The sequence below is a fragment of the Vreelandella halophila genome (assembly GCF_019903425.1).
GTDB classification, from domain to species: domain Bacteria; phylum Pseudomonadota; class Gammaproteobacteria; order Pseudomonadales; family Oleiphilaceae; genus Halospina; species Halospina halophila.
This window is the reverse complement of the sequence record NZ_JACHUZ010000013.1, coordinates 1,060,554-1,086,141: the sequence shown is the minus strand read 5'-3', so window position 1 is coordinate 1,086,141 and position 25,588 is coordinate 1,060,554. Positions and strand designations below refer to the sequence as shown.

The window sequence follows — 25,588 nt, the reverse complement described above, 5'->3', positions numbered from 1 at the left end:
AAAAGAGACCTTGCCGGGCCCGGGCCCCGCCACTACGGCGGTGACGGCCCCAGGGTCAAGGACTGCCTTAGCCGGGTCTGAGCCCTACTTCAGCACCATGATGGCATCCATCTCCACCTGAGCGCCCTTGGGCAGTGCAGCCACGCCGATGGCGGCGCGGGCGGGATAGGGCTCGGTGAAGACAGTGGTCATGATCTCGTTGACAATGGCGAAATTGCCCATGTCCGTGAGGTAGATGTTGAGTTTGACCAGGTCCTGGATGTTGCCCCCGGAGGCCTCACAGACAGCCTTGAGGTTCTCGAAGACCCGCTTGACCTGTGCCTCGAAGCCGCCGGGCACCAGGTCCATGGTCTCCGGATCCAGCGGAATCTGGCCGGAGAGGTAGATCGTATCGCCCGCCTTCACGGCCTGGGAATAGGGGCCAATGGCTTCAGGAGCGCTATCCGTCTGGATGATGGACTTGTTCGTCATGGGTCAAGGCTTCCTGTGGTCTGTACCGGAAAAAATACGATGCTCGCCCGCGGGAGCGGCGCTGTCAACGGCGTACCCGGGTGACGGATTTGACCGTACGCAGGTTGCGGATGCGCCGCATGATCCGTGCCAGCTGGGTACGCCCACGCACATGCAGGGTCATGATAACGACACTGTGATGGGCATCGTATTCATCCACATTGATCCCCTCGAGATTGGCCTCGGCCAGGGTCACGGTGTTGGCCAGCTCGGCGATCAGCCCCCGCTTGCGCGCGGTTTCCACACGCAGCTCCACGGAGAAGTCATCGGTAATGTCCTTGGCCCAGCTCAGGTACACCAGCTGGGGTGAATCCGCGTCAAGGTGGCGCACACTCTCACAGCGTTCGGAATGGATCACCATGCCGCTGCCGGAGCTCATCCGGCCCACGATGGGATCACCCGGAATCGGCTGGCAGCAGTCAGCGAACTGAATGACCGAGCCCTCGCTGCCGGCAATCGTCATGGTCTGTCCGGCTCGGGTCTCCTCCAGCGCCGGTGCGGCGTCGCTGTCCTGCCCAGTATCCGGTGCCAGCTGCCGGGCAACGATGTAGGCCATGCGGTTGCCCATCCCGATGTCCGCCAACAGCCGGTCAAAACTCGCCACCTGATTGTGCGCCAGCACCCGTTGGACACGCGCGTCACCGATCTCATCCAGGCGTGAGCCAAGGCTGTTCAGGGAGCGGCTGAGCAGCTGTCGCCCAAGGTCCACGGACTCACGCCGCTGCTGAGTCTTGAGGAAGTGACGGATGCTCGAACGCGCCTTGCCAGTGACCACGTAGTTGAGCCAGACCGGACTGGGCCGGGCGCCGGGCGCGGTGATGACCTCCACCGTCTGGCCGCTCTGCAGGGGCTGGCTGAGGGACGCCAGCTGACGGTCCACACGGCAGGCCACGCAGGCGTTGCCGATGTCCGTGTGGATGGCGTAGGCGAAATCCACCGGGGTAGCCCCGCGGGGCAATTCCATGATCCGGCCCTTGGGCGTGAACACATAGATCTCGTCCGGAAACAGGTCCACCTTGACGTGCTCGATGAACTCCAGCGAGTCGTCCGCACGCTCGCGCATCTCCATCAGTCCTTCCAGCCAGCGATCTACCCGCTGCTGGTTGACCTCCCCCACCTCGGAGTCGTGCTTGTACATCCAGTGGGCCGCAATGCCGTGGTTGGCCACGCTCTCCATCTCTTCGGTCCGGATCTGGATCTCGATGTTCACGTGCTTGCCGAACAGCGTGGTGTGCAACGACTGGTAGCCATTGGCCTTGGGCATGGCGATGTAGTCTTTGAAGCGCCCCGGCAATGGCTTGTAGAGGCTGTGCACGGCACCCAGGATGCGGTAGCAGTCGTCCACGGACTCGGTGACGATGCGGAAGGCGTAGACGTCCATGATCTCGCCGAAGGATTTGTGCTTGAACTTCATCTTGTTGTAGATGGAGTTCAAGTGTTTCTCGCGCCCCAGGATGCGCCCAGGCAGCCCACGCTCTTCCAGCTTGGCCTCGAGGCCGGCGCGGATCTCGTTGATGATCTCATGATGGTCGCCCCGCAGCTTGCGCACCGCCTTGGCGATGTACTGCGAGCGCATGGGATACATGGCGGCAAAGCCCAGATCCTCCAGCTCCACGCACAGGCTGTGCATGCCGAGCCGGTGGGCGATGGGGGCATAGATGTCCAGGGTTTCGGTGGCGATGCGGCGGCGTTTCTCGGGGTTGAGCGGCCCCAGGGTGCGCATGTTGTGCAGCCGGTCCGCCAGCTTAACCAGAATCACGCGGATATCGCGTGCCATGGCCAGTGTCATCTTCTGGAAGTTCTCGGCCTGGGCCTCGGCGCGGGAGCGGAACTCGATCTGGGTAAGCTTGCTGACGCCATCCACCAGTTCGGCCACCGGCGCCCCGAATTGCTCGGTGAGCGCGTCCTTGGGAATGCCTGTGTCCTCGATCACATCGTGGAGCATGGCGGCCATCAGGCTCTGGTGATCGAGGTTGAGCTGGGCGAGGATGTTGGCCACCGCCAACGGGTGGCTAATGTAGCGCTCGCCACTGCGACGATACTGCCCCTCATGAGCCTGCTCCGCGTAGAAATAGGCCCTCCGTACCTGATTGACCTTCTGGTCATCCAGGTAATTTCCGAGACGTTCCGCCAGTGCGTCGATCGTCGACATCGGTTGTTCAGGATGCTCCGCGAGGTGGTGTTGAGCCGGCTTTCTCCCTGCCCTGCTGCGAGTTCCCGTATTCCTTCTTCCAAGATTATAGCCTTTACAGGCATAAAAAAACCGGGGCGGGCCCGGTTTTTACAGGATCACTGTCGGCTGCCTTCAGTTTCCGGCTTCGCCTTCCTCACCGGATGCGGCCTCACTACTGCGGGAGGGCGCTTCCGCGGAATCCGCCTGCATTGCCCGCTCATCGGCCTCGACCGTCTCAAAGCTGATCTTGCCTGCTGCAATCTCGCGCAGGGCCAGAACCGTGGGCTTGTCGTTCTCCGGCGGGACCTTGGGCTCACTGCCGTAGGTAGCCAGCTGCCGGGCCCGCCTGGTGGAGAGCATGACAAGCTGGAAGCGATTGTCGACGTGGTCCAGACAGTCCTCAACGGTGACGCGTGCCATGGATTACCTCTGCTCGTGTTTGGGTCACTGGGGATCGCACAGTGTAACCCAGTGATTGGTTTCTGGCCATCACTGATCGGCCAGCGACAGGGCCCTCAGTAACGCCTCATGGCGCTGACTCTGGCGGCTCAGGCACTGGCGCTGGGCACGGAAGACCACCAGCAGCTCGTCCAGGGCCCGCTCGAAGTCGTCATTGACCACCAGGTAGTCGTACTCGGCCACGTGCCGGCACTCCTCCGCGGCCTCGTGCAGGCGGCGCTCGATCACGTCGTCGCTGTCCTGGCCCCGGCCCTGGAGGCGTTCGCGCAGCGCTTCCGGCGACGGCGGCATAATGAACACGGACACTGCGTGCTGGCGCAGGCGGCGGATCTGCTGCGCGCCCTGCCAGTCGATCTCCAGGATCACGTCCAGGCCGGCTGCAAGCTGCTCATCCACCCAGTCACCGGAGGTGCCGTAGTAATTGTCGAACACCTGGGCGTGCTCCAGAAAGGTGCCCGCTTCCATGAGCGACAGGAATTCCTGTTCGGTCACGAAGTGGTAGTTGACGCCATCCTGCTCACCCGGGCGCGCCGCACGGGTGGTGTGCGACACGGAGACGGTCAGCGCAGGATCGCGCTCAAGCGCCTGTGACACCAGGCTGGTCTTGCCCGCCCCGGAAGGCGCCGACACCACAAATAGCGTGCCCAGGTAAGGCTGCTCGCTCATGATCGGATTACTCCACGTTCTGTACTTGTTCGCGCATCTGTTCAATCAACACCTTGATCTCGACCGCCACCCTTGTCAGCTCCGCCGCCGTTGACTTGCTGCTCAGGGTGTTGGCCTCGCGGTTGAGCTCCTGCATCAGGAAATCCAGGCGCCGGCCCACCGGGCCACTCTGTTCCAGTGCTGCCCGTACTTCCGAAACATGGGCATCAAGCCGGTCCAGCTCCTCGGATACGTCCGCTTTCTGGGCCAGGATGGCCAGCTCCTGTGCCAGGCGTTCGTCAGCCGGTTCGGCACCAGCCTCCGCCAGGCGCTCCACCAGCCGCTGACGCTGCTGCCCACGCCATTCCGGAATGCTCCGGCGCAGACCGGCCACGTGCCCCTCAATGGTAGCCAGCCGCTCCTGGAGCAGGGGCAGCAGACGCTCCCCCTCCCGGCGGCGCTGCTCGGCCACGTCATCAAGGGTCAGCTCAAGCAGCTCGTCCGCGGCTGCCGCAATGGCTTCTTCCGGCAGTTCGCCACCGGCGAGGACGCCCGGCCACTGGAGAACCTCCAATGGTGACACCGGTGCCGTGTCCCCGATCTCCTGCTCCACGCGCACCATGGCCTGGCGCAGGCGCCGCAGTACCGCCGGATCCGGGTCTTCACCGGCCGCCTGATCCACTCCCTCGAGCCGGAACTGGAGCTCCACCCTGCCCCGTGAGAGGCGCTGACCTAGACGTTCCCTGTAGGCCATTTCCCGATGACGCAGCGACTCCGGCAGACGCAGGGACGGATCCAGATAGCGATGATTCACGGTGCGACATTCGCACGTCAGGGTGCCCCACTCCGCCTGGCTGCGGCGGCGCGCGAACGCCGTCATGCTGTTCAGTGTCGCCATGACCACTCCCGTTGCGCTCGGGCATGAACCAGACATTGTATCACCGCTGGCAAGCGCACGCCCGTACCCCCTGGGTGGCGTGCTAGACTCTGCGCCCTGACTATTCAGCAACCCTGAGGAGCGAGCATGCGCCCGAGTGGCCGAAACCCCGATCAACTCCGTGATATCCGCCTGACCCGCCACTACACCAAGCACGCCGAAGGCGCCGTGCTGACCGAGTTCGGCGACACCCGCGTGATCTGCACCGCCAGTGTTGAAAACAAGGTACCGCCTTTCCTCAAGGGGCAGGGCCAGGGCTGGGTAACCGCCGAATACGGCATGCTGCCCCGCTCCACCGGCGACCGTATGGGCCGCGAAGCCAGCCGCGGCAAGCAGGGCGGGCGCACCATTGAGATCCAGCGCCTGATCGGGCGTTCACTGCGCGCCGCCGTGGACCTGGAAGCACTGGGCGAGCACAGCATCGTGATCGACTGTGACGTCATCCAGGCCGATGGCGGCACCCGTACTGCGGCGATCACCGGCGGCTGCGTGGCCCTGGTGGACGCGCTCAATACGCTGGTAGCCAACGGCCGGCTGAGCCGCAGCCCACTCAAGCAGATGGTCGGCGCCATCTCGGTGGGGGTCTATGACGGCACGCCGGTTCTGGACCTGGACTATCCGGAGGATTCCTCGGCGGAAACCGACATGAACGTGATCATGACGGACCGGGGCGGCTTCATCGAGATCCAGGGCACGGCGGAAGGCGAAGCCTTCGAGCAGCAGGAGCTGGACTCCATGCTCGGGCTGGCGCGTAAGGGCATCAACGAGCTGTTCGAGGCCCAGAAGGCCGTGCTCGCCGACTGATCATTCCGGCGAGATGCGGTAGTCCATCACCACGGGCGCGTGGTCGGAAAAACCTGCGTCCGTGTCGATCCAGCCATCCTCAAGCGCATCGTGCAGCCCCGGTGTCAGCATCTGGTAGTCCGTCCGCCAGCCGGGGGCCCGGCGCCAGTTGCGCGCCCATTCCGGCCACCAGGTCGCTGTCCTCTCGTCCGCCTCCAGTGAACGGAAGGCATCCAGGTAACCCTGCTGGTTGAACAGCTCATCCATCCAGGCCCGCTCATGGGGCAGAAAGCCGGAAACAGGCTGGCGGTGGAAGAACGAATCCGCGTCCTCATCCCGATGGGCGGTCTGGAGATTCGCGCAGATGATGTACTGGCGGCGTTTGCGGGCGGTCTTGCCGGTATGGGTCAGGAAGGCTTCCATGAAGGCGTCGCGGGCCTCCTCACCACCGGCCTCATCGGCCGCCGGTGCCAGCACGGACGCCACGCTCACGTTCTGGAAGTCCGCCTGCAGGTAACGGCCCTCCATGTCGGCCGGCCCGTAGTTGAAACCGTAGATGATGGCCTTGGGGAAATGCCGGGTGTAGAACCCCACACCGCCGCTTTCCGGATTCTCCGCATCCACGAACCAGGCCTGATAGCCCTCGGGGGTCAGCGCCGGATCATCCTCGATCTCCGCGACCCGCACCCGGTGATCCTGAACCGCCACCACGTCCGCATCCTGCTCCGCGAGCCACTCGAAGAACCCCTTACTGATTGCCTCGCGCAATCCGTTGACACTGACTGTAACGACCCGCATAAATGATTCCAGTATCGATTTGCGTGTATCATACCCATGCTTGCCAATGGACAAAATACGCTGACCCCGAAGGCCCCTATGATCGAAACCTATCAGAGAGAGTTCATCGAGTTCGCCATTGCCCGCAAAGTGCTCCGCTTCGGGGAGTTCGAACTGAAATCCGGCCGCACCAGCCCGTATTTCTTCAATACGGGCCTTTTCCAGCGCGGCAGTGATCTGGCCCGGCTTGGCCAGGCCTACGCCCAGGCGCTGACACGCAGCGACCTGCAATGCGACATGGTCTTTGGCCCGGCCTACAAGGGTATTCCCCTGGCCACCGCCACCGCCTCGGCACTGGCCACCCACCATCGCCTGGACCTGCCCTGGGCCTTCAACCGCAAGGAAGACAAGGCCCACGGCGAAGGCGGTGACATAGTAGGTGCCCCGCTGGAGGGACGGGTACTGATCGTCGACGACGTCATCACCGCCGGCTCCGCCGTGCGTGAATCCATCGAGCGCATCCAGGCTGCGGGCGCCACACCGGCCGGCGTGCTGGTGGCCCTGGACCGCCAGGAAAAAGGCCAGGCGGAGCGCTCCGCCATTCAGGAGGTGGAGGCGGAATTCGGCATACCAGTAGTAAGCATCATCAGCCTCGACCAGATCCTGGAGTACCTGCGCGAACTGCCGGACATGTCGGACTACGCTGAAGAGGTGGCCCGCTACCGGGATACCTACGGCGTGGCCTGAGCACACGGACTGGAGAGACCCCGATGCACCGATGGCTACTGACTGTACTGTGCCTGACGCTGGCCGCACCGGCTTTTGCCGAGATGTACCGGTACGAGACCGAGAGCGGCAGAACGGTCATGAGCAATACCCTGCCCCGGGAGGCGCTCAAACAGGGTTACGAAGTACTCAACAAAAGTGGTCGCGTCATTGAGAGGGTCCCGCCACCGCCCACCGAGGAGGAACTGGCTGAACGCCGGCGTGAACGCGAACGCCAGGAACGACTCGAAAAGGAACGCAAGGAACAGAAGAAGCAGGACCGGCGACTGCTGCGCCAGTACAGTTCACCGGATGACGCGGTCCGCGCCCTTCACCGCAAGCTGCGGGAGCGCTTCGGAACCGTGCGCCTGAAGCTGGCCAATATAAAGAACATCGAAGGACAGATCGCGGACCTCCAGAAACGGGCCGCCAACCAGGAGCGTGCCGGCCGGGACGTTCCGGAATCCCTGCGTGAGAAGATGGAGACCCAGCGTGCCGAAAAGGCCACGCTGCTGAACGAAATCCAGGAAGAGATCACCAGGGCGGAACAGACACGTGAGGAATACCGGAAGAAGATCAAGCGCCTTGAAGAGCTGACCGATAAGAAGCAGAGCCTGCCCCTGACCATCCCGGAAGAGGAGACGGCCCGCGAGGAGCTGGCCGCCATGGGTGACTGACACCCACAAAAAACGGGCAGCGGCTCTCGCCGCTGCCCGTTCCGTTCCAGCTTACAGGCTGGGATTTTACGCGGAAGCCTGACTCTCAGCCTGCTTCTTCGCGCCACCGGTGCCCTTCTTCGCACCACTGGACTGCTTGCTGGCGCTGGATGCGGACTTCTTCTGGCCACTGGTCTGACCACTGGCCTGGGCGCTTTCGGTGCTCTTCTGCTCAACCTGGGCCGCTTCGCGATCAAAACGGCTGATCAGGCTGTTGGCATAGTCACCCAGACGCTGATTCCACACGCGCAGGGTTTCGTACGCGGTATTGGCGTAGTCGTCGTGCTTGGCGCGCACGGACGTCACACTGTAGCTCTTGGCCTGCTTCTCAACCTTCTCGGCAAGCTCAAAAGGCCGCTCGGCCAGTGTCTTGTGCTGCTTCTCAACAGTGTTGATGCCCTTTTCGATCACGTCCTGTACCTGCTGCTGATAATCGCGGATCTTACTCATGGTGAACCTCCTTTGAATGGATCACTCGGCGCGCCTGCGCCCATTGATTACTTCACCATGCACATTACGGGGAATAATTAGAATACACATACTAATGGTGTAAAAAAGCGGGGTTGCAGTCGCCGGCAATAACATCATAATGGCCTCCATGTTCGGATTCCGCCTGAAATTACACCGGCTGCTCGCCGTTCTTCTGATTTCAGGATGCGTATCCAGTGGCGGTGACACCAGCACCGTTACTCTGGACTGGAAAGCGTCCGTTCTGAAACACTCCGCGTGACCATACCCTGAAGCGACATGCCCATGATCGAGCTCAGCAAAGACCGCCCCGTCGTCCTCGTGGACGGCTCTTCCTATCTGTTCCGCGCCTTCCATGCGCTGCCACCGCTGACCACCTCCAAAGGCCAGCCCACGGGTGCGGTCAAGGGCGTGATCAGCATGATCCGCCGACTGCAGCAGGACTATCCCGGCTCGCCCATCGCGATCGTCTTCGACCCGAAAGGCAAGACCTTCCGGCACGAGCTGTACGAGGACTACAAGGCCAACCGCCCGGAAATGCCCGAGGACCTCGCCGGCCAGATCAGGCCCATCCACGACATCATCCGCGCCATGGGCCTGCCGCTGCTGATCGAGGACGGCATGGAGGCGGACGACGTTATCGGCACCCTGGCCAACGAGGCCACGGACAAGGGCGTGGATGTGATCGTCTCCACCGGCGACAAGGACATGGCCCAACTGGTGAGCGACCACGTCTCGCTGATCAACACCATGAACGACACCACCATGGACCGAGAGGGCGTGATCGAGAAGTTCGGCGTGACACCGGAACAGATCGTGGACTACCTGGCCCTGGTGGGTGACAACGTGGACAACATCCCGGGTGTACCCAAGTGCGGGCCCAAGACGGCGGTGAAGTGGCTGCAGCAGTACGGCGACCTGGACAACCTCATGGCCCATGCGGACGACGTGGGCGGCAAGATCGGGGAGAACCTGCGGGGCGCCCTGGACCAGCTGCCCCTGAGCCGGGATCTGGCACGCATCCGCACGGAGCTGGACCTGGGCTACAGCGTGGAGGCGCTGGACCCGGAACCGGTGGACCGGGAGCAGCTGCTGGAACAGTTCCGCGAGATGGAGTTCCGTGGCTGGATCCGGGAACTGGAGAACGGCGGCGAACAGACGGGCCGGAAAGACGACAGCCGTTCGGATTCCTCCGCCGCCCCGGCCACAGTGGGCACCGATTACCACACGGTGCTGGACCAGGAGGCACTGGACGCCTGGCTGGCCACGCTGCGCGATGCGCCCGCCTTCGCCTTTGACACGGAAACCACCAGCCTCAACTACATGGACGCGCGCATCGTCGGGGTTTCCTTTGCCGTCGAGGCGGGTGTGGCCGCCTATGTGCCACTGGGCCACAGCTACCTGGGCGCCCCGGAACAGCTGAAGTGCGACGAGGTGCTGGAACAGCTCCGGCCGCTTCTGGAGGACCCGGAACGCATCAAGATCGGCCAGAACCTCAAGTACGACATCAATGTGCTGGCCAACCACGCCGTCACCCTGCGCGGCGGCATCGAGGACACCATGCTCCAGTCCTATGTGCTGAACTCTTCCGGCTCACGCCATGACATGGGCACCCTGGCCCAGCGCTACCTGGAGCGCGAGGTCACCAGCTTCGAGAGCATCGCCGGCAAGGGCGCCAAGCAGAAGCGCTTCGACGAGATCGAGCTGGAGACGGCCGCCCACTATGCAGCCGAGGACGCGGACATCACGCTGCAGCTGCACGAAAGCCTGCGCCCGCGCCTGAGGGACGATCAGGCCCTGGAATCGGTCTACCGCGACATCGAGCTGCCGCTCGTGCCGGTGCTCGCCCACATGGAATACCGTGGCACCCTGGTGGACGCCAGCCTGCTCGCCACCCAGAGCGGCGAACTGGCCGAGCGCATGAAGGCGCTTGAGGAGCAGGCGTGGGAGCAGGCCGGCCAGGAGTTCAACCTGGGCTCGCCCCAGCAGCTGCAGAAGATCTTCTACGAGAAGCTGGGCATGCCGGTACTGAAGAAGACCCCCAAGGGTGCCCCCTCCACGGCGGAACCGGTGCTGCAGGAACTGGCGGTGGACTATGAGCTGCCGCGCGTCATTCTGGAGCACCGCAGCCTGAGCAAGCTCAAGTCCACCTACACGGACCGGCTGCCGGAGGTGATCAACCCGCGTACCGGGCGCATTCATACCTCCTATCACCAGGCGGTGACGGCCACCGGGCGGCTCTCCTCCTCGGACCCGAACCTTCAGAACATTCCCATTCGCACCGAGGAGGGCCGGCGCATCCGCCAGGCCTTTATCGCGCCGGAGGGCTACCAACTGATAGCGGCGGACTATTCCCAGATCGAGCTGCGCATCATGGCGCACCTGTCCGGCGACCGGGGGCTGCTGGACGCCTTTGCCCATGGCGAGGACATCCACAAGGCCACGGCCTCGGAGGTCTTCGGCGTGGCGCGCAAGGATGTGAGCGACTCCCAGCGCCGGGATGCCAAGGCGATCAACTTCGGGCTCATCTACGGCATGTCGGCCTGGGGCCTGGGGCGCCAGCTGGGGATTCCCAGGGACGAGGCCCAGCAGTATATCGACCGATACTTCGAGCGTTATCCGGGCGTACTCGAGTACATGGACCGGATCCGCAAGACCGCCCATGACCAGGGCTATGTGGAGACGCTGTTCGGGCGCCGGCTGTACCTGCCGGAGATCAACAGCCGCAACGGGCAGCTGCGCCAGGGCGCGGAGCGCACGGCGATCAATGCGCCCATGCAGGGCACGGCGGCGGACATCATCAAGAAGGCGATGGTGATGGTGGAGGACCGGATTGCCGACTCCGGATTTGATGCGCGCATGACGATGCAGGTGCATGACGAGCTGATCGTGGAGGTTCGGGAGGATCAGGTGTCGCAGTTGGGTTCGTTGCTGGAGGAGTTGATGAGTGGGGCGGTTGAGTTGGAGGTGCCGTTGCTGGTGGAGGCTGGTTCCGGGAAGAACTGGGATGAGGCGCACTAGCCGGCTCTCTGCGTCGTCACTAGCCTGTAACGCTTCTGCAGGCGCCGGAGCACGGGGAGGCTTTCCGGGACCGCTGTACATACATCCCTGTACGCTGGCGCGATGACATCCTGTCATCGAGCCTCCCGAAAAGCCTCCCCGTGCTCCGTCACCCATACCTTATTGCGGTCGATACGCCACCACTGTAGGAGCTTGCCTCGCAAGCGATCCGTATCGATCGCGAGCAGGGCTCGCTCCCACGGTAGACAGATCAGGACAATCAATGAATATCGATTGGAAACACGAATGGCAGGCTTTCTGGCTCTGTCTGGGCTTCCTAAGCCGGATTCCGATGCTGGCGCGGATTGATTATTCGCAGCAGCTGATGAACCACAGCAGTATGTATTTCCCTCTGGCGGGGCTGTTGCTGGGGGCGATCTATGCCCTGGTGTATCAGGCGCTGGTGGCGTTCTTTCCGTTGGTGGTGGCTGTCATCGGGGTGGTGATTGCCCATCTTTGGCTCACTGGGGCCTTTCATGAGGATGGGCTGGCGGATGCGGTGGATGCGCTGGGAGGCGGGTTCACCGTGGAGAAGCGGCTGGCGATCATGAAGGACAGTCGCATCGGGACCTATGGGACGGTGGCGCTGGTCGGGGCGCTGGCGTTGAAGGTGGCGTTGCTGGTGGAGCTCGCGCCCCTGCCGGTCTGGGCGGTGCTGCTGTTCACGCCGGCGCTGGCGCGGGTGACGCCCTTGTTCCTGATGGCGGTGATGCCCTATGTGACGGAGACGGACACAAGCAAGACGAAGCCGGTGGCCAATACGTTCTCCATGGAGCGGCTGGCTGTGGCCACGCTGTTCAGTGTGCTGCTGGCGGGTGCTGGTGTGTGCTGGCTGCCGGGGCTGATGGCTGCTTTTGTGGTGGCCACGGCGCTGGTTGGCCTGCTCTGGGGCTGGCAGCTGCACCGGGCGCTGGGCGGCTATACCGGGGACGCGCTCGGTGCCTCCATCGTGCTGACGGAACTGGTGCTGCTCGCCCTTCTGGTAGCGCGGTAATCAGGCGGCCTGTTCCCGCGCCTTCTTGATGCGGTCGTAGGCGTTGGCGATCTCCTGGGTCTTTTCTTCCGCCATCTCGCGCATGCTCTCGGGCATGCCGCGGCCGGCCAGCTTGTCCGGGTGGTTTTCGCTCATCAGTTTGCGATAGGCCTTCTTGAGTTCGGCATCGCTCGCCTCCGGGGAAACCCCGAGCACCTTGTAGGCATCGTCCAGGGACTGCTGCTGTTCCGCTGCACCACCGGCGGCGCCACCGCGCAGCATGGCCTCGAGCTGCTCCACCTGGCTTTCCGGAAGCCCCAGCCCACGGGCAACGCGCACCAGCATCTCATGCTCGTTCTCGTGCACCTCGCCGTCCGCAGCGACCGCGGCAACCTGCACCTGCAGGAACATCTGCAGAAGGCCGGACTGGCCGCCGCTGCGGCGCAGGAACTCGCGCAGTTCGGCGTCCAGGTCGAAGTCGTCGGCCTTGCCGCGGTTGAAGGCGGCCTTGGCCGACTCGCGTTGGCTCTCGTTCAGTCGGAACTTCTGGAACAGGGCCTCGGCCACCTGGATCTCGTCCTGGGTGACAACGCCGTCGGCCTTGCAGACGGCACCCATCACCGCGAACACGGAGTCCATGAAGCGCGACTGGACCTCGCGGATGCGCCGGTACAACTTGAGGCGCCCCCAGTACACCAGGCCGCCACCAATAAGGGCGCCGATGATGGCCCCTGGCAGGCCGAAGGCCGAGCCGATCAGGCCGCCAATCAGTATCGCAAGGAACATTCAGTCGATCTCCGTTGTTCGCTGACACAATCTCCGACATGGTAAAGGAATGGCCGGGCGGGGGACAGGCGGATAACAGGACCGACATGCCTGGCCCCGGCCCCTGCGCTTGTATAGGCTGATGCAGAGCGGAACCAACAGGAGGGACAATCCATGAGCCGCAACCCCATTCCATGGACACCCGCGGACATTCCGGATCTCACGGGCAGAACCGCACTGGTTACCGGCGCCAACAGCGGGCTCGGACTGGAAACCACGCGCAAACTGGCGCAACGGGGAGCGCATGTCATCATGGCCTGCCGCGACCGGGAGAAGGGGCAGGCGGCCATGGAGAGCATCCGTGCCCGCAGTTCAGGTGTCGATCTCAACCTGATGCAGCTGGATCTGTCAGACCTGTCTTCCATACGGGACTTCGCCCAGCGCATCAACGACCACTACCCGAAGCTGGATATCCTGCTCAACAACGCCGGCGTTATGGCGCCGCCCCTGCAGTACACCCGGGACGGGTTCGAAATGCAGTTCGGCACCAACCATCTGGGCCACTTCGCCCTCACCGGCCTGCTCATGGACCGGATGCGGGCTGCTGAGAAAGCGCGCGTGGTCACCGTCAGCAGCCTGGCCCACCGCATGGGCAGCCTGGATTTCGAGAACCTGGACGCCAGCAGGGGCTACCAGCGCTGGCGGTTCTACGGCCAGAGCAAGCTGGCGAACCTGATGTTCGCCCTGGAGCTTGACCGGCGGCTGCGCGGCGCCCGGGAAACGGTCCAGTCAATCGCCGTGCACCCGGGCTATTCAGCCACCAACCTGCAGCGCACCATTCCCGGGCACAGCCTGTTCAACGCGGTGACCGCCCAGTCCCAGGAGAAAGGCGCCTACCCCAGTGTGTTCGCGGCCACCTCACCCCAAGCGGAACCCGGCCAGTACTATGGCCCCCATGGCTTCCAGGAGCTCTGGGGCATGCCGGCGGAAGCTGGTATACGGCGCCTGGCCCGCAACCAGGAGGTCGCCCATAAGCTCTGGTCCGTGTCAGAGGATCTCACCGGTATCCGATACGCTGGCCTGGACCGCTGAGGCTTCAGACAAACAGCAGCACCAGGAGGGTCACCACCGCCCCCGCGAGGACCAGTGACATGCCCTGCCAGAAGCGCACCGGGTCGCGCTCCATCAGGGGCAACGGGGTCTGGTTGTAGGCGTCAGGACTGGGATGGCGCAGGTTGAAGGTAAACTCAGAGAGCGCCTCATGGCGCTTTTCAGGATCCGGGTGCAGCGCCTTTCGCAGCACGCCGTCAAGCCAGACAGGCAGTTCCGGGTTGTAGTTGCGCACCGACTGGTAACGCAGGCGGTTCAGGGCGGAACGGCTCCGGGCCTTGGCCACTTCTGTGCCATACGGCAGCTGCCCGGTCAGCATCTGGTAGGTGACCACCGCCAGTGAGTAGATGTCCGAGCGCATCGTACCCTCCCCCTCCAGGAAATACTCCGGCGCGGAATACGCCGCAGTGCCCAAAGGGCCTTCGTCGATGGCCACCGGAAATATCTCCATGATGCCCGGTACACGGGTTGAGCCGAAGTCGATCAGCTTGACGGTGCCCCCGTGATCAATCATGACATTGGCCGGGCGCAGGTCCCGGTGAATCATTTCCAGACGGTGGAATGCCTGCAGCCCACTGGCGATCTGCTCCACAACGCCCCGGACCGCCTCAAGCCCCGGACGCGGGTTATCGGTCATCCACTGCTCCAGGGTGCGCCCTTCGATGAATTCCATGACGGTGTAGAGGTAATGGCGCTCCCGCTGCGGCGGGCGGGCACTGGCCACGTGCACATGATTGATGCGTTGCGCGATCCACTCCTCCATCAGGAAGCGCTCCAGCTGGGCTGGTTCCTCCCGGGTTTCCGTTGCCAGTATCTTCAGGGCGACCTGTTCACCAGTGCCTTCATCCATGGCCAGGTAGACATGGCTGCGAGCACTGCCATGCAGCTGCCGCTGTATCCGGTAACCCTCGAACGTGACGGGTGGATTGAAGTGCGGCGGGAACGGCAATCCAATCAGGTGCTGGACCGCCTCGGCCGGTTGCGCCTGTTCGGGGACGGCATCAACCCGCACCAGCTGTACGGTCAGATTGTCGTCACTGCCCTGCTCGTACGCCTGGTCAACGATCCGTTGGGCCAGCGCGTCCAGGTCATCGTCCCCGCCATCGCTGACCACTCGTGCCATGGCCGCCTTATTGATGAATTCGTGCACACCATCCGTCGACAGAAGGAAGACATCGCCGGGCTGGATAGGCAGCCGCTGGTAGTCGATTTCCACACGCTCATCCCCGCCCATCGCACGGGCCAGATAGCTCTCCTCGCGTGAGACCCGGAGGCGGTGATCTTCGGTGAGCTGCTCCAGTGTGCTGCCCTGGAGCCGGTAGATGCGGCTGTCGCCCACGTGGAACAGGTGCGCGAAGGTGCCTTTGAGCACCATGGCACTGAGGGTGCAGACGTAGCCACGATCCATGTCGTAGCGGTACTGGCTGCGGCGGGTCTGGGCGTGGAGCCAGGAGTTGGTGGCGGCGATGACACGCTGGGCGGCGTTGCTGACGGACCAGGCCTCGGGGGTGGCGTAGTAGTCCTCGAAGAAGCCGGCAACAGCCGCCTGGCTGGCAACCTGGCTTACATCACTGCTGCCAATCCCATCCGCCAGGGCCACGGTTATACCCTTGGTCTCACGCTCCGGCCCATGGGGACGGCATGCACCGTAAAAGTCCTGATTAACGCTTTTGCGCCCCTTTCTGGAGCACTGACCAATGGAGACCGTAAGCCTGGATGCCATGAACCGGGAACCGCCCTGCCTTGCCGGGTGAATGACCCGGCAGTGTATGCAAGCGCGATACCAGTGTCAGGAACCGTTCAGCCAGCAGCGGTAGAACCAGGCCATAACGCCGCCTTCCGAACGCCCGCGCTCGATTTCCTCGCGGTACTTGGAGACATCCTCGCCGGCATCCGCAAGCTCCTGCAGCTGCTGCTGGAGGCGCTCGTATTCACCATCCGTCAGCGGCGGATGCTGTGACGGCTTCATGTTGACGTATGCCGCCGGCCCGCCGCCAAGACTGCACATCAGGCTACTGCCAGGAGCGCTTCCGGCCTGCGATGCGTCACTGGCCTCGCCCGAGCTGCCAGACGCTGTACCAGTGGCCTCCGGCTCTCTCGCATCATCCCCGGCCGGGCTATTACCCGTGTCCGCAGCCGCAGTAGAGGCAGAAGCAGAAGCAGGCTCAGATTCAGGTTCTGGCTCGGGCTCGGGCTCGGGCTCGGGCTCGGGCTCGGGCTCGGGTTCAGGTTCAGGCTCGGGTGCCGGTTCAGGTTCCGGTGCAGGCTCGGGGTCCGGCTCCGCGGCGGCCTGTGGCACCTGGTCCTCCCCCGCTGCTCCGGACGTCCCGGCATTCGTGCTCCCGGGTTTCTCTTCCGGAGCGGCTGCCGTCGTCTCTGTCGCTGTGTCCGTGCCATCCCCGGAGCCAGCACTTTCGCTTTCCGCCGTGGACTCATCGGGACTATCCGGCTCGTCGGATTCCGGGGCCTCCGTATTTTCCTCTGTCTGCCGTGATTCCACCTCCGTGGATTCGGTGCTGCGTTCATCGGCATCCCATTGCCAGTAACCACCAGCGCAGCCCGTCAGGGCCAGCGACGCAATGATCAGTACTACCGTGTGTTTCATGTAGAGCCCCGTCTTATCGGATTATTGTTGGAAATGACGCGCTGTTAATGCATTAGAGCCCAGTTCTAACACGGAGGCCCGAGGGCCGGCGTGTCAGTACGCACAGTTCAACGTAACCAGTTGGATTCCGATCGGGCTAGTGCGTGCATTACAGGAGACACAGCTCCCGGGGCCAGACATTAATCCGCCTTTCGACAAACAATCGGCCGCTCACCCGGAACAACGAATGGTGTGCCTCCCTTCCCCGGATTAACCGGGCGCCCGCTCATTACCACTGCCTGAATGGATCGTATTTTGTACAGCTGGGCGCCCCCGGTAGCGTACAGAGTCAAATAATGACAAACAGGAAGAGCTGAGGTGAGACAGGGCTCAAACGCAACTCCCATCACGGAGGAACCGATTCATGAAGCGCATCATCAACATCGCAATCGTCGGCATCAGCCTGTCACTCGCCACACCGGTGGCTGTTTCGCAGACCAGTGGTGACAGTGAGATCCGCCCCTATCTGGGTGGTGGCATCGGTTACTACCGGCTGGATGACGAGGACTTTCTGAATGAGAACGACCGCCTCAAGGATGACCACAGCGCCTGGCGGGCCTTTGGTGGTGTCGAGTTCGGCAGGATCTTCAGCCTTCAGGCCGGGCACATCGACTTCGGCGAAACCAGCGACGGCAACGCCGACATGGAAGCGGATGGCCAGACCATCTCCGGCATGGTGGCATTGCCGCTCACCGATACATTCGCGCCCTATGCGAAAGTGGGTAACCTCTCCTGGGATCGTGAACGCAGCCTGGGCCCCATCACCAGCAGTGACAGTGGCGATGACCCGTTCTATGGGGCCGGCGTCCGGTTAACCCTCACCGAGCATACCGACCTGCGCCTGCAGTATGAGCGCTTCACCCTCGAGGATACGGACCTGGACATGGCCTCCGCGGGCGTCCAGTACAACTTCTGATCAACCCAGCACCTGCTGAATGAGTGGAGGGGGCCGCCTCACAGCGAGGGCGCCCCCTCTCCACGGAACCGGCCATCCAGCCACTCCACCACTTCCCTCGCCGCAGGATGATCCCATCCGGCATAGACGGAACGCAGATGCTGCTTCTGCGCACTGCCCATTGCCAGCCCGGTATCCTGGAGTAGCGGCAGATCCGCAAACAGCTGAGCCGCCAGGGATTCTCCGAGCACCTCGACCATCGCCGTGAGCGTGGATTCCATGTACTGATAGGCATCGCCCTGGCCATAGCTGGCCGCCAGTGTGAGCGCGGGGATGCATGTAAGCGTGGGCTGCAGGGCAGGATTGATGGCGTGGGCGGAACACAGGGGCGCGTTTGCCACCGGACGGCCGGTAAAACCCCTCAGGTGAAGATGCTCTGCCATGACGGCGCTGTCGTTCACCGGGTAGTTGTCCCACAGGAAAGGGCGGCGCTGGAGCTGCTCCGCCACCCGTTCCAGGTGGCCCGGGGACCACTGGCGGGCACAGACCTCCTCGCCCGCCCAGAAGATCTCAACGCGACTGTCGAGGGACGCCCCAAGCATTTCCAGATAGCCCTCAGGGCGGGTGCCAAAGAGCGCATCCAGCATGGGATCGTCGGAATAATAGCTCGGGCAGACAATAATCCGCTCCGCGGCGGAATGCTCCCGCACCCAGTGCACCAGCGCCACCTGGCGGGCGGCCAGATCCGGCAGGTCCGCCAGCGCGTCGTCAAACTGGATCACCAGATCCTGGACGCCAATTCCATCCAGGAACTGGAGCCGCTGCAGCAGGGCCTGGCGGATGACGTCGTCAAAGGCCTCCAGCGCCCCCAGCGGGCTCAGGCCCACACCGAAGCGCACGCCCTGCGCGCGACAGGCCGCGGCAAACCCTTCCATGTTGGCCCGGGTTTCCTCGGGCACGGGCTCGAACCACTGCTCCCGCAGCAGGGGATCGCTTTTGGGCGCGTAGATGTAGAACGAATAGCCGTGCGGGCTCAGCCGCTCCATCACACGCCGGCGCGAGCTCCAGGACCAGGGCGGACCGTAAAAGCCCTCGATGATGCCAAGCGGTGGCTGCATACGTCCTCCCAACGGGTCCGGTTGAAAGACACTGGCCCGGAGACAGAACCTACCGGAGCAGCAGCAACGGTATCCGGGTACGGCGCAGCATATCAGTGGTGGTGCTGCCCACCAGCAGGTGGCGGATCCGGGAATGGCCGTAGGCGCCCATCACCAGCATGTCGATGCCCTGCTCTTCCTGGTAGGCGTGCAGGGTGCCCTCCACTTCGCCCGGGCGGATGGCGCCCTCTGCCTCGTGGCCGGCCCCACGCAGGGTCTCCAGGGCCCAGTCCAGATGGGAACGGTTGTCGGCCAGGTCCCCGCCGACGATCACCACATGCACCGTCACCCCCTCGAACAGGGGACTCCGGGCCAGCATTTCCACACCCTTGCGCGTGGTTTTGCTGCCGTCAAAGGCGATCATCACCTTCTCCGGGCGCGTGAAGGCGGAAGGCACCATCAGTATGGGGCGATGCAGGGTGCGGATGACGCGCTCCAGATTGGAGCCGAGATGCTCACTCGCCTGGTCCACACCCTCGCCCCGCTTGCCGAGCACCAGAAGGCGGATCTCATCCTGGAGTTCTTCCAGAGTCTCCACCAGGGTACCGTTGCGCTGACGGGTGGCGGCCTCGGCCACACCGTCCTCGAGAGCACGCTCCTTCGCCGCCTGCAGCATGAGCCGCCCCTGCTCCTGGGCCACCCGGGCCCGTTCCTCATCGAGCCGGGAGAGCTCCTCCATCAGGTGCTCGCGCGCGCCCAGGCTGAGGTTGCCGGAAAGATCCTGCTCCTCCGGGGCGGTGTGGTTATCGTTCACGTGCAGGAAGGTCAGTGGCGCCCCCAGCGCAAGGCTGGCCCAGGCGGCGCTGTCGCAGACCGCTTCCGAGAACTGTGAGCCGTCGATGGCGGCCATTACCTGTTCGGTCATGTCATGCCTGTTGTTGTTATCGTCCTGCGTCATCAGTGGCCCCCCATCAGTTTCTCGACCGCGGCCGGATCATCATGCACGGCATAGCGGTCAACGATGGTGGCGCTCGCCTCGTTGAGACCGATCAGCTCCACCGCCGTGCCCTCGCGGCGGAACTTGATCACCACCCGGTCCAGCGCCTCGACGGCGGTGATGTCCCAGAAGTGGGCGCGGGACAGGTCAATGGTGACCCGTTCCACGGTCTCCTTGAAATCGAAGGCGTCCATGAAACGCTCCGATGAGGCAAAGAATACCTGACCCACAACGCGGTAGATACGGTGCTGCCCCTCATCGGTTTCCTCAGAGCCAACATACAGGATCTGGCCCACTTTGTTGGCAAAGAACATCGCCGCCAGAAGCACACCGACGAAGACACCGATCGCCAGGTTGTGGGTCCCCACCGTGACCACCACCGTCGCCAGCATCACGATGTTCGTGCTCATGGGGTGCTTCCTTAGATCGCGGATGGATTCCCAGCTGAAGGTGCCAATGGAGACCATGATCATCACCGCGACCAGCGCCGCCATGGGAATCTGGGAAACCCAGTCCGCCAGGAAGACCACCATCACCAGAAGGGCTACCCCCGCAAACAGGGTGGACATACGGCTGCGGCCGCCGGATTTGATGTTGATCACCGATTGGCCAATCATCGCACACCCGGCCATGCCACCCAGCAGCCCCGAACCGATGTTGGCAATGCCCTGGCCCCGGCACTCACGGTTCTTGTCGCTGGGGGTATCGGTCAGGTCATCCACGATGGTGGCGGTCATCATGGATTCCAGCAGACCTACCACCGTCAGCATCAGGGCGGTGGGGAAAATGATCGTCAGGGTTTCCAGGTTGAGCGGGATGTCCGGCCACAGGAACACCGGGAGGCTGTCCGGCAGCTCGCCCATATCACCCACGCTTCGGATCTCCATGCCGGTGATCATGTAGACCGCGGTCAGCACCACGATGCACACCAGCGGCGAGGGAATGGTGCGGCCGATTCTGGGCAACCAGGGAAAGCCGTAGATGATGGCCAGGCCCGCCCCCGTCATGGCATAGACATGCCAGGTGACATCCGTGAGCTCCGGCAGCTGGGCCATGAAGATCAGGATCGCCAGGGCGTTGACGAAGCCGGTAACCACCGAGCGCGAGACAAAGCGCATCAGGTCCGCAAGCTTGAGGTAACCGGCGATGATCTGCAGCACACCGGTCAGCAGCGTGGCCGCCAGCAGGTACTCCAGCCCATGCTCCTTCACCAGCGTGACCATCAGCAGGGCCATGGCCCCGGTAGCCGCCGAGATCATGCCAGGGCGGCCGCCGGTGAAAGCGATCACCACACAGATGGCGAAGGAGGCGTAGAGCCCGACCTTGGGGTCCACACCGGCGATAATGGAGAAGGCAATCGCCTCGGGAATCAACGCGAGGGCCACGACGATGCCCGACAACGCATCGCCCTTGAGGTTGGAGAACCAACCCAGCTTTATCTTTTCGTACATGGTACAGCCTGATCCAGGGAGGGAAACGGAGAAGGAGAGCTTCCCCGTCAAAGGCGCGGCATCATACACGAAAAAGGGGGCGGAAGGCACCCGGGCTTCTACTGGCCCCGGTTGATGCCCTCGACCGCATCCAGCACGCGCTGCGCACCACTGCGGATGTCATCGACGATAGCAACGGCGTCGTTCATCTGGTTGCGGCCCTCGGTGGCGACGGTGCCCACCCGGTCGATCTGCTTCTCAACGTCCGAAGACAGCGCCACAATGGCGTTGATCACGCCGGAGATGTCGCGGCTGGCCTCACGTGAGTTGAACGCGAGCTTGCGCACCTCCTCGGCCACCACGCCGAAGCCACGCCCCTGCTCCCCCGCCCGGGCGGCCTCGACCGCCGCGTTCAATGCCAGCATCTTGGTCTGCTCAGCCACACCCGAGATGGTCGTCACCATCTCCTCGATGCTCTCGGTCTTCTGGTTGAGCTGCTCAACCACGCTTCTCACCTGCGCCACGCCGTCATCGATATGCGTGGACGTCGCCAGCGACTGGTTGAGCGCGTCCCCGGCCTTACGGGCGATATTGACGGTCTGCGAGGCTGTTGTGGAGGCCACCGAGGCAGCCTCCTGGGTGCGCAGGGCCTGCTCCTTGTAGTCCGTGATATCACTGGCGAACTTGACCACCTTCAGGGTGTTGCCGGCTTCGTCCAGGATCGGGTTGTAGGAGGCCTCCAGCCAGACCTTGCTGCCGTCCGCACGGCGCCGTTCAAACTGGCCGGTCATGAACTCGCCGTTGCCGAGGCGCTCCCAGAAATCGGGGTTCTCCTCGTAGAAGGCATCAAAACAGAAAATCCGGTGATGGCGCCCACGAACATCCTGGGCACGATGACCGATCACGTTCAGGAAATTCTCGTTGGCCTCAAGGATGGTGCCATCCGGCAGGAACTCGATCACCGCCATGGACCGGTTGATGGCGTCAAAAACGGCCTGCTGGTCCATGAGCTGCTGGTGTTCCCCGGTGACGTCCGAGGCGATCTTCATGATCCGCGCAACCTGCCCTCTCTCATCCAGGATGGGAAAGTAGGTGGCATCCAGCCAGACACGTTCCCCGCTGGCGGTCACGCGCGGGAAGGTGCCCTTGTGGGACTGGCCGGAACGCAGGTGCTTCCAGAACTCGTGATACTCGCGGGATTCGACGTAATCCGCATCGCAGAAGATTCGGTGATGAGCACCCAGAACCTCATCCGCACTGTAGCCGACCACCCCCAGGAAGCGTTCATTGACGTCCGCAATGAGTCCATCCGGGGTGAATTCAATCTTCGCGACGGACGCCTCGATCGCGGCCATGCGTGCCGCAAGCTCCGCGTGGCTGCTTTCAGTATCGCTGCCCATATGATCGATTCCGGTTTCTGTTGAAGCCACTGATCCCCCCGCCCTTTACATTGGCTGTTTATTGACCATAGTCCCTATTACGTGGCTCCGAAAGAATGGGTTCAGGCTGCCACAACCGGTTACACCAGTAGCTAACCATGGTCCAGCAGCCGGCCCGGGCCGTAGACCGAATCAGGGAGGTAACACCATGACCCGGGCTCTTACTCGCCATGCCGCTTTTCTCTGCCTGTTCGCCGCCGTTCTGGCAACTTCCTCCGTCACCGCTCAGGATTCCAGGTCGGCCAACAGTTCCCTGAAACTGGTGACAGGCCCCCATTACCCTCCCTATGCGGCGGATTACCTCCCTCACAAGGGGCTTGGCCCGTTCCTCGCAACCAGGATACTGGGCAACACGGCACGATCGCTCACCGTGGATATGCGGCCCTGGAAGCGGGCCTATCGCGAGGCACTGGAAGGCCAGTATGACGCCGTTCTTCCCTATGTCGCCACGCCCGGGCGCCAGGAGGACTACCTGTTCTCAGTGCCGATCTTCGAAACCCGGGCTTTCGCTTACGTAATGAAGGATTCAGAGCTGGATGCCCACTCCCTCGAAGGGCTCAGGGGGCTGACCTACTGCAATCCGATTGGCTTCACGGACGGGAATGAACTGGAAAAGATGCGTTTAGACGGCTTCATCACCCGGTTCACACCCGCCAGCCTTGAAAGCTGCTTCAACATGCTCAGGGCCGGCCGGGTCGATTTCGTGAAGACAAACGAGCTTGTAGCGGACCATGTGATCGCGGCCAGTGATCTGTCAGCCGATGAGATCCGATCACTGCCTTTTGTGGTGGAAGAAGCCGCCCTTCACCTCATGGTACCGAGGGCGCGCCCGGGCGCCGAGGCCCTGATCGACGAATTCAACGAGCGCTTCAGGACCATGAAAGACTCAGGTCGGATCGATGCGCTCAGGAAAAGCTACCTCGAGTCGATAGACTTAGGAGCAGGGCCGCACAGAATCGGGCCGAGTGCCGCCGGGACCACCTCGGACGGATAGTTGCTCCCTGATCCTCGCATCATTCTTTGGATCGCTTGCATTCGTACATCAGCCTGTCGCCTTCCATGAGCATATCCTCAACCGTGTTATGACGGTGGGGATCGAACTCGATGGTGCCGTGGGAGAATACGATACTGTAGTCGGCATCAACCTCCCGGATCGACTCGTCGAGCGCTTCCTGCACTCGCGCAACAAACTCCTCCGCCCGATCCGTACCCGTATTGGTGAGCAGGACGGCGAATTCATCACCTCCCAGCCGGGCGAGGATGTCCGACTCACGACAGACCTGCCTGAGCTTCCCGGCGAAGACCGCCAGCACCCGATCGCCCTCGGCATGCCCGAGGGTGTCGTTGATCGTCTTGAAACCGTCCAGGTCCAGGAATACGAGCGAGGCAGGAACGCTGTGGCGCCGACAGAAAGACAGGGTGTGGTCCGCCATCTTCATGAAGCCGCGCCGGTTGGAAACCTGCGTCAGTTCATCAACGGTGGCTATCTCCAGGAATGCGATTTCACGCTCCACAAACGAGGTAAGATCCCGGAGCGCCTGGATGTCCTCCTGCGTGAGTTGCCGAGGCTTGCGATCAATAATGCACAGGGTCCCAAGATTGCTGCCATCCGGGGCTCTGTAGGGGCATCCCGCATAGAAGCGGATATAGGGTTCGTCCACCACCAGCGGGTTGTCCATGAACCGTTCATCCGCCCTGGTGTCCGGTATCACGAACACCTCATCCCCGAGGATCGCATGACCGCAGAAGGACACACGGCGTGGCGTCTCCCTGGTACTGAGGCCGGCACAGGACTTGAACCACTGACGGTTCGCGTCAACCATGGTCACAAGTGAAATGGGGACGGAGAACAGTTGCCTGGCCAACCGGGTCACGCAGTCGTACCGGTCTTCAGACGGGGTATCCAGTATATTGAGGGATTGGAGCGTCTCGAGACGGCGCCACTCGTCGTCGGGGATCCCGGGTTCTTTCATGGAAATGATTCTCCGCCTGTCATCTTTCCTCATTCCCCGCACATGTCCAGAATAGCCATGTTTAATGAGCGAGGCCAGACTAGGGTAACCTGAAGCGCCCTAAAAATAAGTACGGCCACACTCATTCCGCAGACTTCCTTTACAATGCAGCCCTTACCCATAACCCGGGAAAGACATGGCGGAACTGAGCACACTGCAGTACGGGCTGATCGCGCTGATTTTCGTCTGGAGCGGTTTTGTCCGCTCAGGGCTGGGGTTCGGCGGGGCGGTTCTTTCCCTGCCCTTCCTGTTGCTGGTCCACAATGAGCCGCTGGTTTTCCTGCCGATCATCTCGGTGCAGCTCCTGGTATTCGCCTCCCTGACCATCGCCAGGAATAACCGGGCGGCTGCCCTGAACGCACCGGAGAGCGCCGGCGGCACGGTGGACTGGCGCTACCTTGGCCGGATCCTGGCGATCATGATCGTGCCCAAGATCATCGGGGTGCTGGGGCTGATCACCCTGCCCAACACCATCATGAGCCTGATCATCTTTGGCATTGTGGCGGTCTACTCGCTGTCTTACCTGCTCAACCGCCCCTTCCGGAGCAACAGTAAGACACTGGATGTGGTGTTCCTGATGCTGGGCGGCTATATCAGCGGTACATCACTGATCGGTGCCCCGCTGATCATCGCTGTTGCCGCCCAGCACCTACAGCGCCACCAGTTGCGCGACACCCTGTTCGCGCTCTGGTTCATACTGGTCACCATCAAGATGGCCGCTTTCGTCTATGCGGGCGTGGACCTCCAGTTGATCCACCACGCCTGGTTGCTGCCCTGTGCGGCCCTTGGCCACTTCCTCGGCCTCCACGCACACGACCGCATCCTGAAAGCGGAAACACCGATCTTCTATCGGGTTCTCGGGGGTGTTCTGCTGAGCATCAGTGGCGTGGGGCTGTGGCAGAGCCTGGGCCAGCATCTGGGCGGCTGACCCCC

Annotated in this window: 24 protein-coding genes and 1 pseudogene; 9 read left to right on the top strand and 16 right to left on the bottom strand. The window is 62.9% G+C overall.

Annotation, left to right across the window (positions count from 1 at the left end):
• Positions 1-84: 84 nt before the first annotated feature.
• The 5 genes from H4I92_RS09435 to H4I92_RS09415 form a co-directional block, all read right to left on the bottom strand.
• Positions 85-471, bottom strand: a complete 387-nt coding sequence (locus H4I92_RS09435) for a RidA family protein (protein ID WP_077530341.1) — start codon at positions 469-471, stop codon at positions 85-87.
• 64 nt (positions 472-535) lie between these two features.
• On the bottom strand, positions 536-2,662 hold the full coding sequence (locus tag H4I92_RS09430; RefSeq protein WP_077530340.1) for a RelA/SpoT family protein: 2,127 nt from the start codon (positions 2,660-2,662) through the stop codon (positions 536-538).
• 153 nt (positions 2,663-2,815) lie between these two features.
• Positions 2,816-3,103 carry a DNA-directed RNA polymerase subunit omega gene (gene rpoZ, locus H4I92_RS09425; protein ID WP_077530339.1) on the bottom strand — a complete coding sequence of 96 codons (288 nt, stop codon included), beginning with the start codon at positions 3,101-3,103 and terminating at the stop codon, positions 2,816-2,818.
• Between the two features lie 69 nt (positions 3,104-3,172).
• Complete coding sequence (gmk, locus tag H4I92_RS09420; RefSeq protein WP_077530338.1) at positions 3,173-3,808, bottom strand: guanylate kinase; 636 nt, start codon at positions 3,806-3,808, stop codon at positions 3,173-3,175.
• A gap of 7 nt (positions 3,809-3,815) precedes the next feature.
• Complete coding sequence (locus tag H4I92_RS09415; protein ID WP_245800869.1) at positions 3,816-4,685, bottom strand: YicC/YloC family endoribonuclease; 870 nt, start codon at positions 4,683-4,685, stop codon at positions 3,816-3,818.
• A gap of 126 nt (positions 4,686-4,811) precedes the next feature.
• Between H4I92_RS09415 and rph the strand changes: the two genes are divergently transcribed.
• The gene (gene rph, locus H4I92_RS09410) at positions 4,812-5,528 is read left to right on the top strand and encodes a ribonuclease PH (protein WP_077530337.1); all 717 of its coding nucleotides are present in this window, start codon (positions 4,812-4,814) and stop codon (positions 5,526-5,528) included.
• Here rph and H4I92_RS09405 read toward each other — a convergent pair whose 3' ends face one another.
• Positions 5,529-6,305, bottom strand: coding sequence for an exodeoxyribonuclease III (locus H4I92_RS09405; RefSeq protein WP_077530336.1), 777 nt, complete (start codon positions 6,303-6,305; stop codon positions 5,529-5,531). It lies immediately after the preceding gene.
• Between the two features lie 78 nt (positions 6,306-6,383).
• Between H4I92_RS09405 and pyrE the strand changes: the two genes are divergently transcribed.
• Entirely contained in the window at positions 6,384-7,031 is a 648-nt protein-coding gene (pyrE, locus tag H4I92_RS09400) for an orotate phosphoribosyltransferase (protein ID WP_077530335.1), read from the top strand.
• Between the two features lie 23 nt (positions 7,032-7,054).
• Complete coding sequence (locus H4I92_RS09395) at positions 7,055-7,726, top strand: DUF4124 domain-containing protein (RefSeq protein ID WP_077530334.1); 672 nt, start codon at positions 7,055-7,057, stop codon at positions 7,724-7,726.
• Positions 7,727-7,792: 66 nt separating this feature from the next.
• On the opposite strand, the gene H4I92_RS09390 is transcribed toward H4I92_RS09395, so the two are convergent.
• Complete coding sequence (locus H4I92_RS09390; protein ID WP_077530333.1) at positions 7,793-8,215, bottom strand: hypothetical protein; 423 nt, start codon at positions 8,213-8,215, stop codon at positions 7,793-7,795.
• Positions 8,216-8,512: 297 nt separating this feature from the next.
• On the opposite strand from H4I92_RS09390, the gene polA reads away from it, so the two are divergent.
• The gene (gene polA / locus H4I92_RS09385) at positions 8,513-11,254 is read left to right on the top strand and encodes a DNA polymerase I (protein WP_422823339.1); all 2,742 of its coding nucleotides are present in this window, start codon (positions 8,513-8,515) and stop codon (positions 11,252-11,254) included.
• Between the two features lie 262 nt (positions 11,255-11,516).
• Positions 11,517-12,287 (top strand): adenosylcobinamide-GDP ribazoletransferase, encoded by a 771-nt coding sequence (locus H4I92_RS09380; protein WP_077530332.1) that lies wholly within the window; start codon positions 11,517-11,519, stop codon positions 12,285-12,287.
• Here the strand turns inward: H4I92_RS09380 and djlA are convergent, their stop codons facing one another.
• Positions 12,288-13,052 (bottom strand): co-chaperone DjlA, encoded by a 765-nt coding sequence (gene djlA, locus H4I92_RS09375; protein WP_077530331.1) that lies wholly within the window; start codon positions 13,050-13,052, stop codon positions 12,288-12,290. It abuts the gene before it with no gap.
• Positions 13,053-13,205: 153 nt separating this feature from the next.
• Here djlA and H4I92_RS09370 point away from each other — a divergent pair, with 153 nt between their 5' ends.
• On the top strand, positions 13,206-14,123 hold the full coding sequence (locus H4I92_RS09370) for an oxidoreductase (protein WP_179105674.1): 918 nt from the start codon (positions 13,206-13,208) through the stop codon (positions 14,121-14,123).
• Between the two features lie 4 nt (positions 14,124-14,127).
• Here the strand turns inward: H4I92_RS09370 and H4I92_RS09365 are convergent, their stop codons facing one another.
• Positions 14,128-15,864 (bottom strand): bifunctional protein-serine/threonine kinase/phosphatase, encoded by a 1,737-nt coding sequence (locus tag H4I92_RS09365; RefSeq protein WP_077530330.1) that lies wholly within the window; start codon positions 15,862-15,864, stop codon positions 14,128-14,130.
• 66 nt (positions 15,865-15,930) lie between these two features.
• The gene (locus H4I92_RS09360) at positions 15,931-16,746 is read right to left on the bottom strand and encodes a hypothetical protein (protein ID WP_077530329.1); all 816 of its coding nucleotides are present in this window, start codon (positions 16,744-16,746) and stop codon (positions 15,931-15,933) included.
• A 403-nt stretch (positions 16,747-17,149) separates the two neighbouring features.
• Between H4I92_RS09360 and H4I92_RS09355 the strand changes: the two genes are divergently transcribed.
• The gene (locus tag H4I92_RS09355; protein ID WP_077530328.1) at positions 17,150-17,701 is read left to right on the top strand and encodes a porin family protein; all 552 of its coding nucleotides are present in this window, start codon (positions 17,150-17,152) and stop codon (positions 17,699-17,701) included.
• Positions 17,702-17,739: 38 nt separating this feature from the next.
• Here H4I92_RS09355 and H4I92_RS09350 read toward each other — a convergent pair whose 3' ends face one another.
• The 5 genes and pseudogenes from H4I92_RS09350 to H4I92_RS17155 form a co-directional block, all read right to left on the bottom strand.
• A complete protein-coding gene (locus tag H4I92_RS09350) occupies positions 17,740-18,798 on the bottom strand; it encodes a beta-N-acetylglucosaminidase domain-containing protein (protein WP_077530327.1) in 1,059 nt (352 codons plus the stop codon).
• Between the two features lie 49 nt (positions 18,799-18,847).
• The gene (locus H4I92_RS09345) at positions 18,848-19,702 is read right to left on the bottom strand and encodes a universal stress protein (RefSeq protein ID WP_077531722.1); all 855 of its coding nucleotides are present in this window, start codon (positions 19,700-19,702) and stop codon (positions 18,848-18,850) included.
• Positions 19,703-19,734: 32 nt separating this feature from the next.
• Complete coding sequence (locus H4I92_RS09340) at positions 19,735-21,225, bottom strand: SulP family inorganic anion transporter (RefSeq protein WP_077530326.1); 1,491 nt, start codon at positions 21,223-21,225, stop codon at positions 19,735-19,737.
• Between the two features lie 98 nt (positions 21,226-21,323).
• Positions 21,324-21,710 carry a methyl-accepting chemotaxis protein gene (locus H4I92_RS17160; protein WP_422821986.1) on the bottom strand — a complete coding sequence of 129 codons (387 nt, stop codon included), beginning with the start codon at positions 21,708-21,710 and terminating at the stop codon, positions 21,324-21,326.
• A 156-nt stretch (positions 21,711-21,866) separates the two neighbouring features.
• Positions 21,867-22,559: pseudogene (locus H4I92_RS17155) on the bottom strand (PAS domain-containing protein); the annotation flags it as partial.
• 232 nt (positions 22,560-22,791) lie between these two features.
• Here H4I92_RS17155 and H4I92_RS09330 point away from each other — a divergent pair.
• Entirely contained in the window at positions 22,792-23,637 is an 846-nt protein-coding gene (locus tag H4I92_RS09330; RefSeq protein WP_077530324.1) for a substrate-binding periplasmic protein, read from the top strand.
• A gap of 19 nt (positions 23,638-23,656) precedes the next feature.
• Here the strand turns inward: H4I92_RS09330 and H4I92_RS17010 are convergent, their stop codons facing one another.
• Positions 23,657-24,616, bottom strand: a complete 960-nt coding sequence (locus tag H4I92_RS17010; RefSeq protein WP_077530323.1) for a diguanylate cyclase domain-containing protein — start codon at positions 24,614-24,616, stop codon at positions 23,657-23,659.
• A gap of 175 nt (positions 24,617-24,791) precedes the next feature.
• Here H4I92_RS17010 and H4I92_RS09320 point away from each other — a divergent pair, with 175 nt between their 5' ends.
• Complete coding sequence (locus H4I92_RS09320; RefSeq protein WP_077530322.1) at positions 24,792-25,583, top strand: sulfite exporter TauE/SafE family protein; 792 nt, start codon at positions 24,792-24,794, stop codon at positions 25,581-25,583.
• Positions 25,584-25,588: the final 5 nt, after the last annotated feature.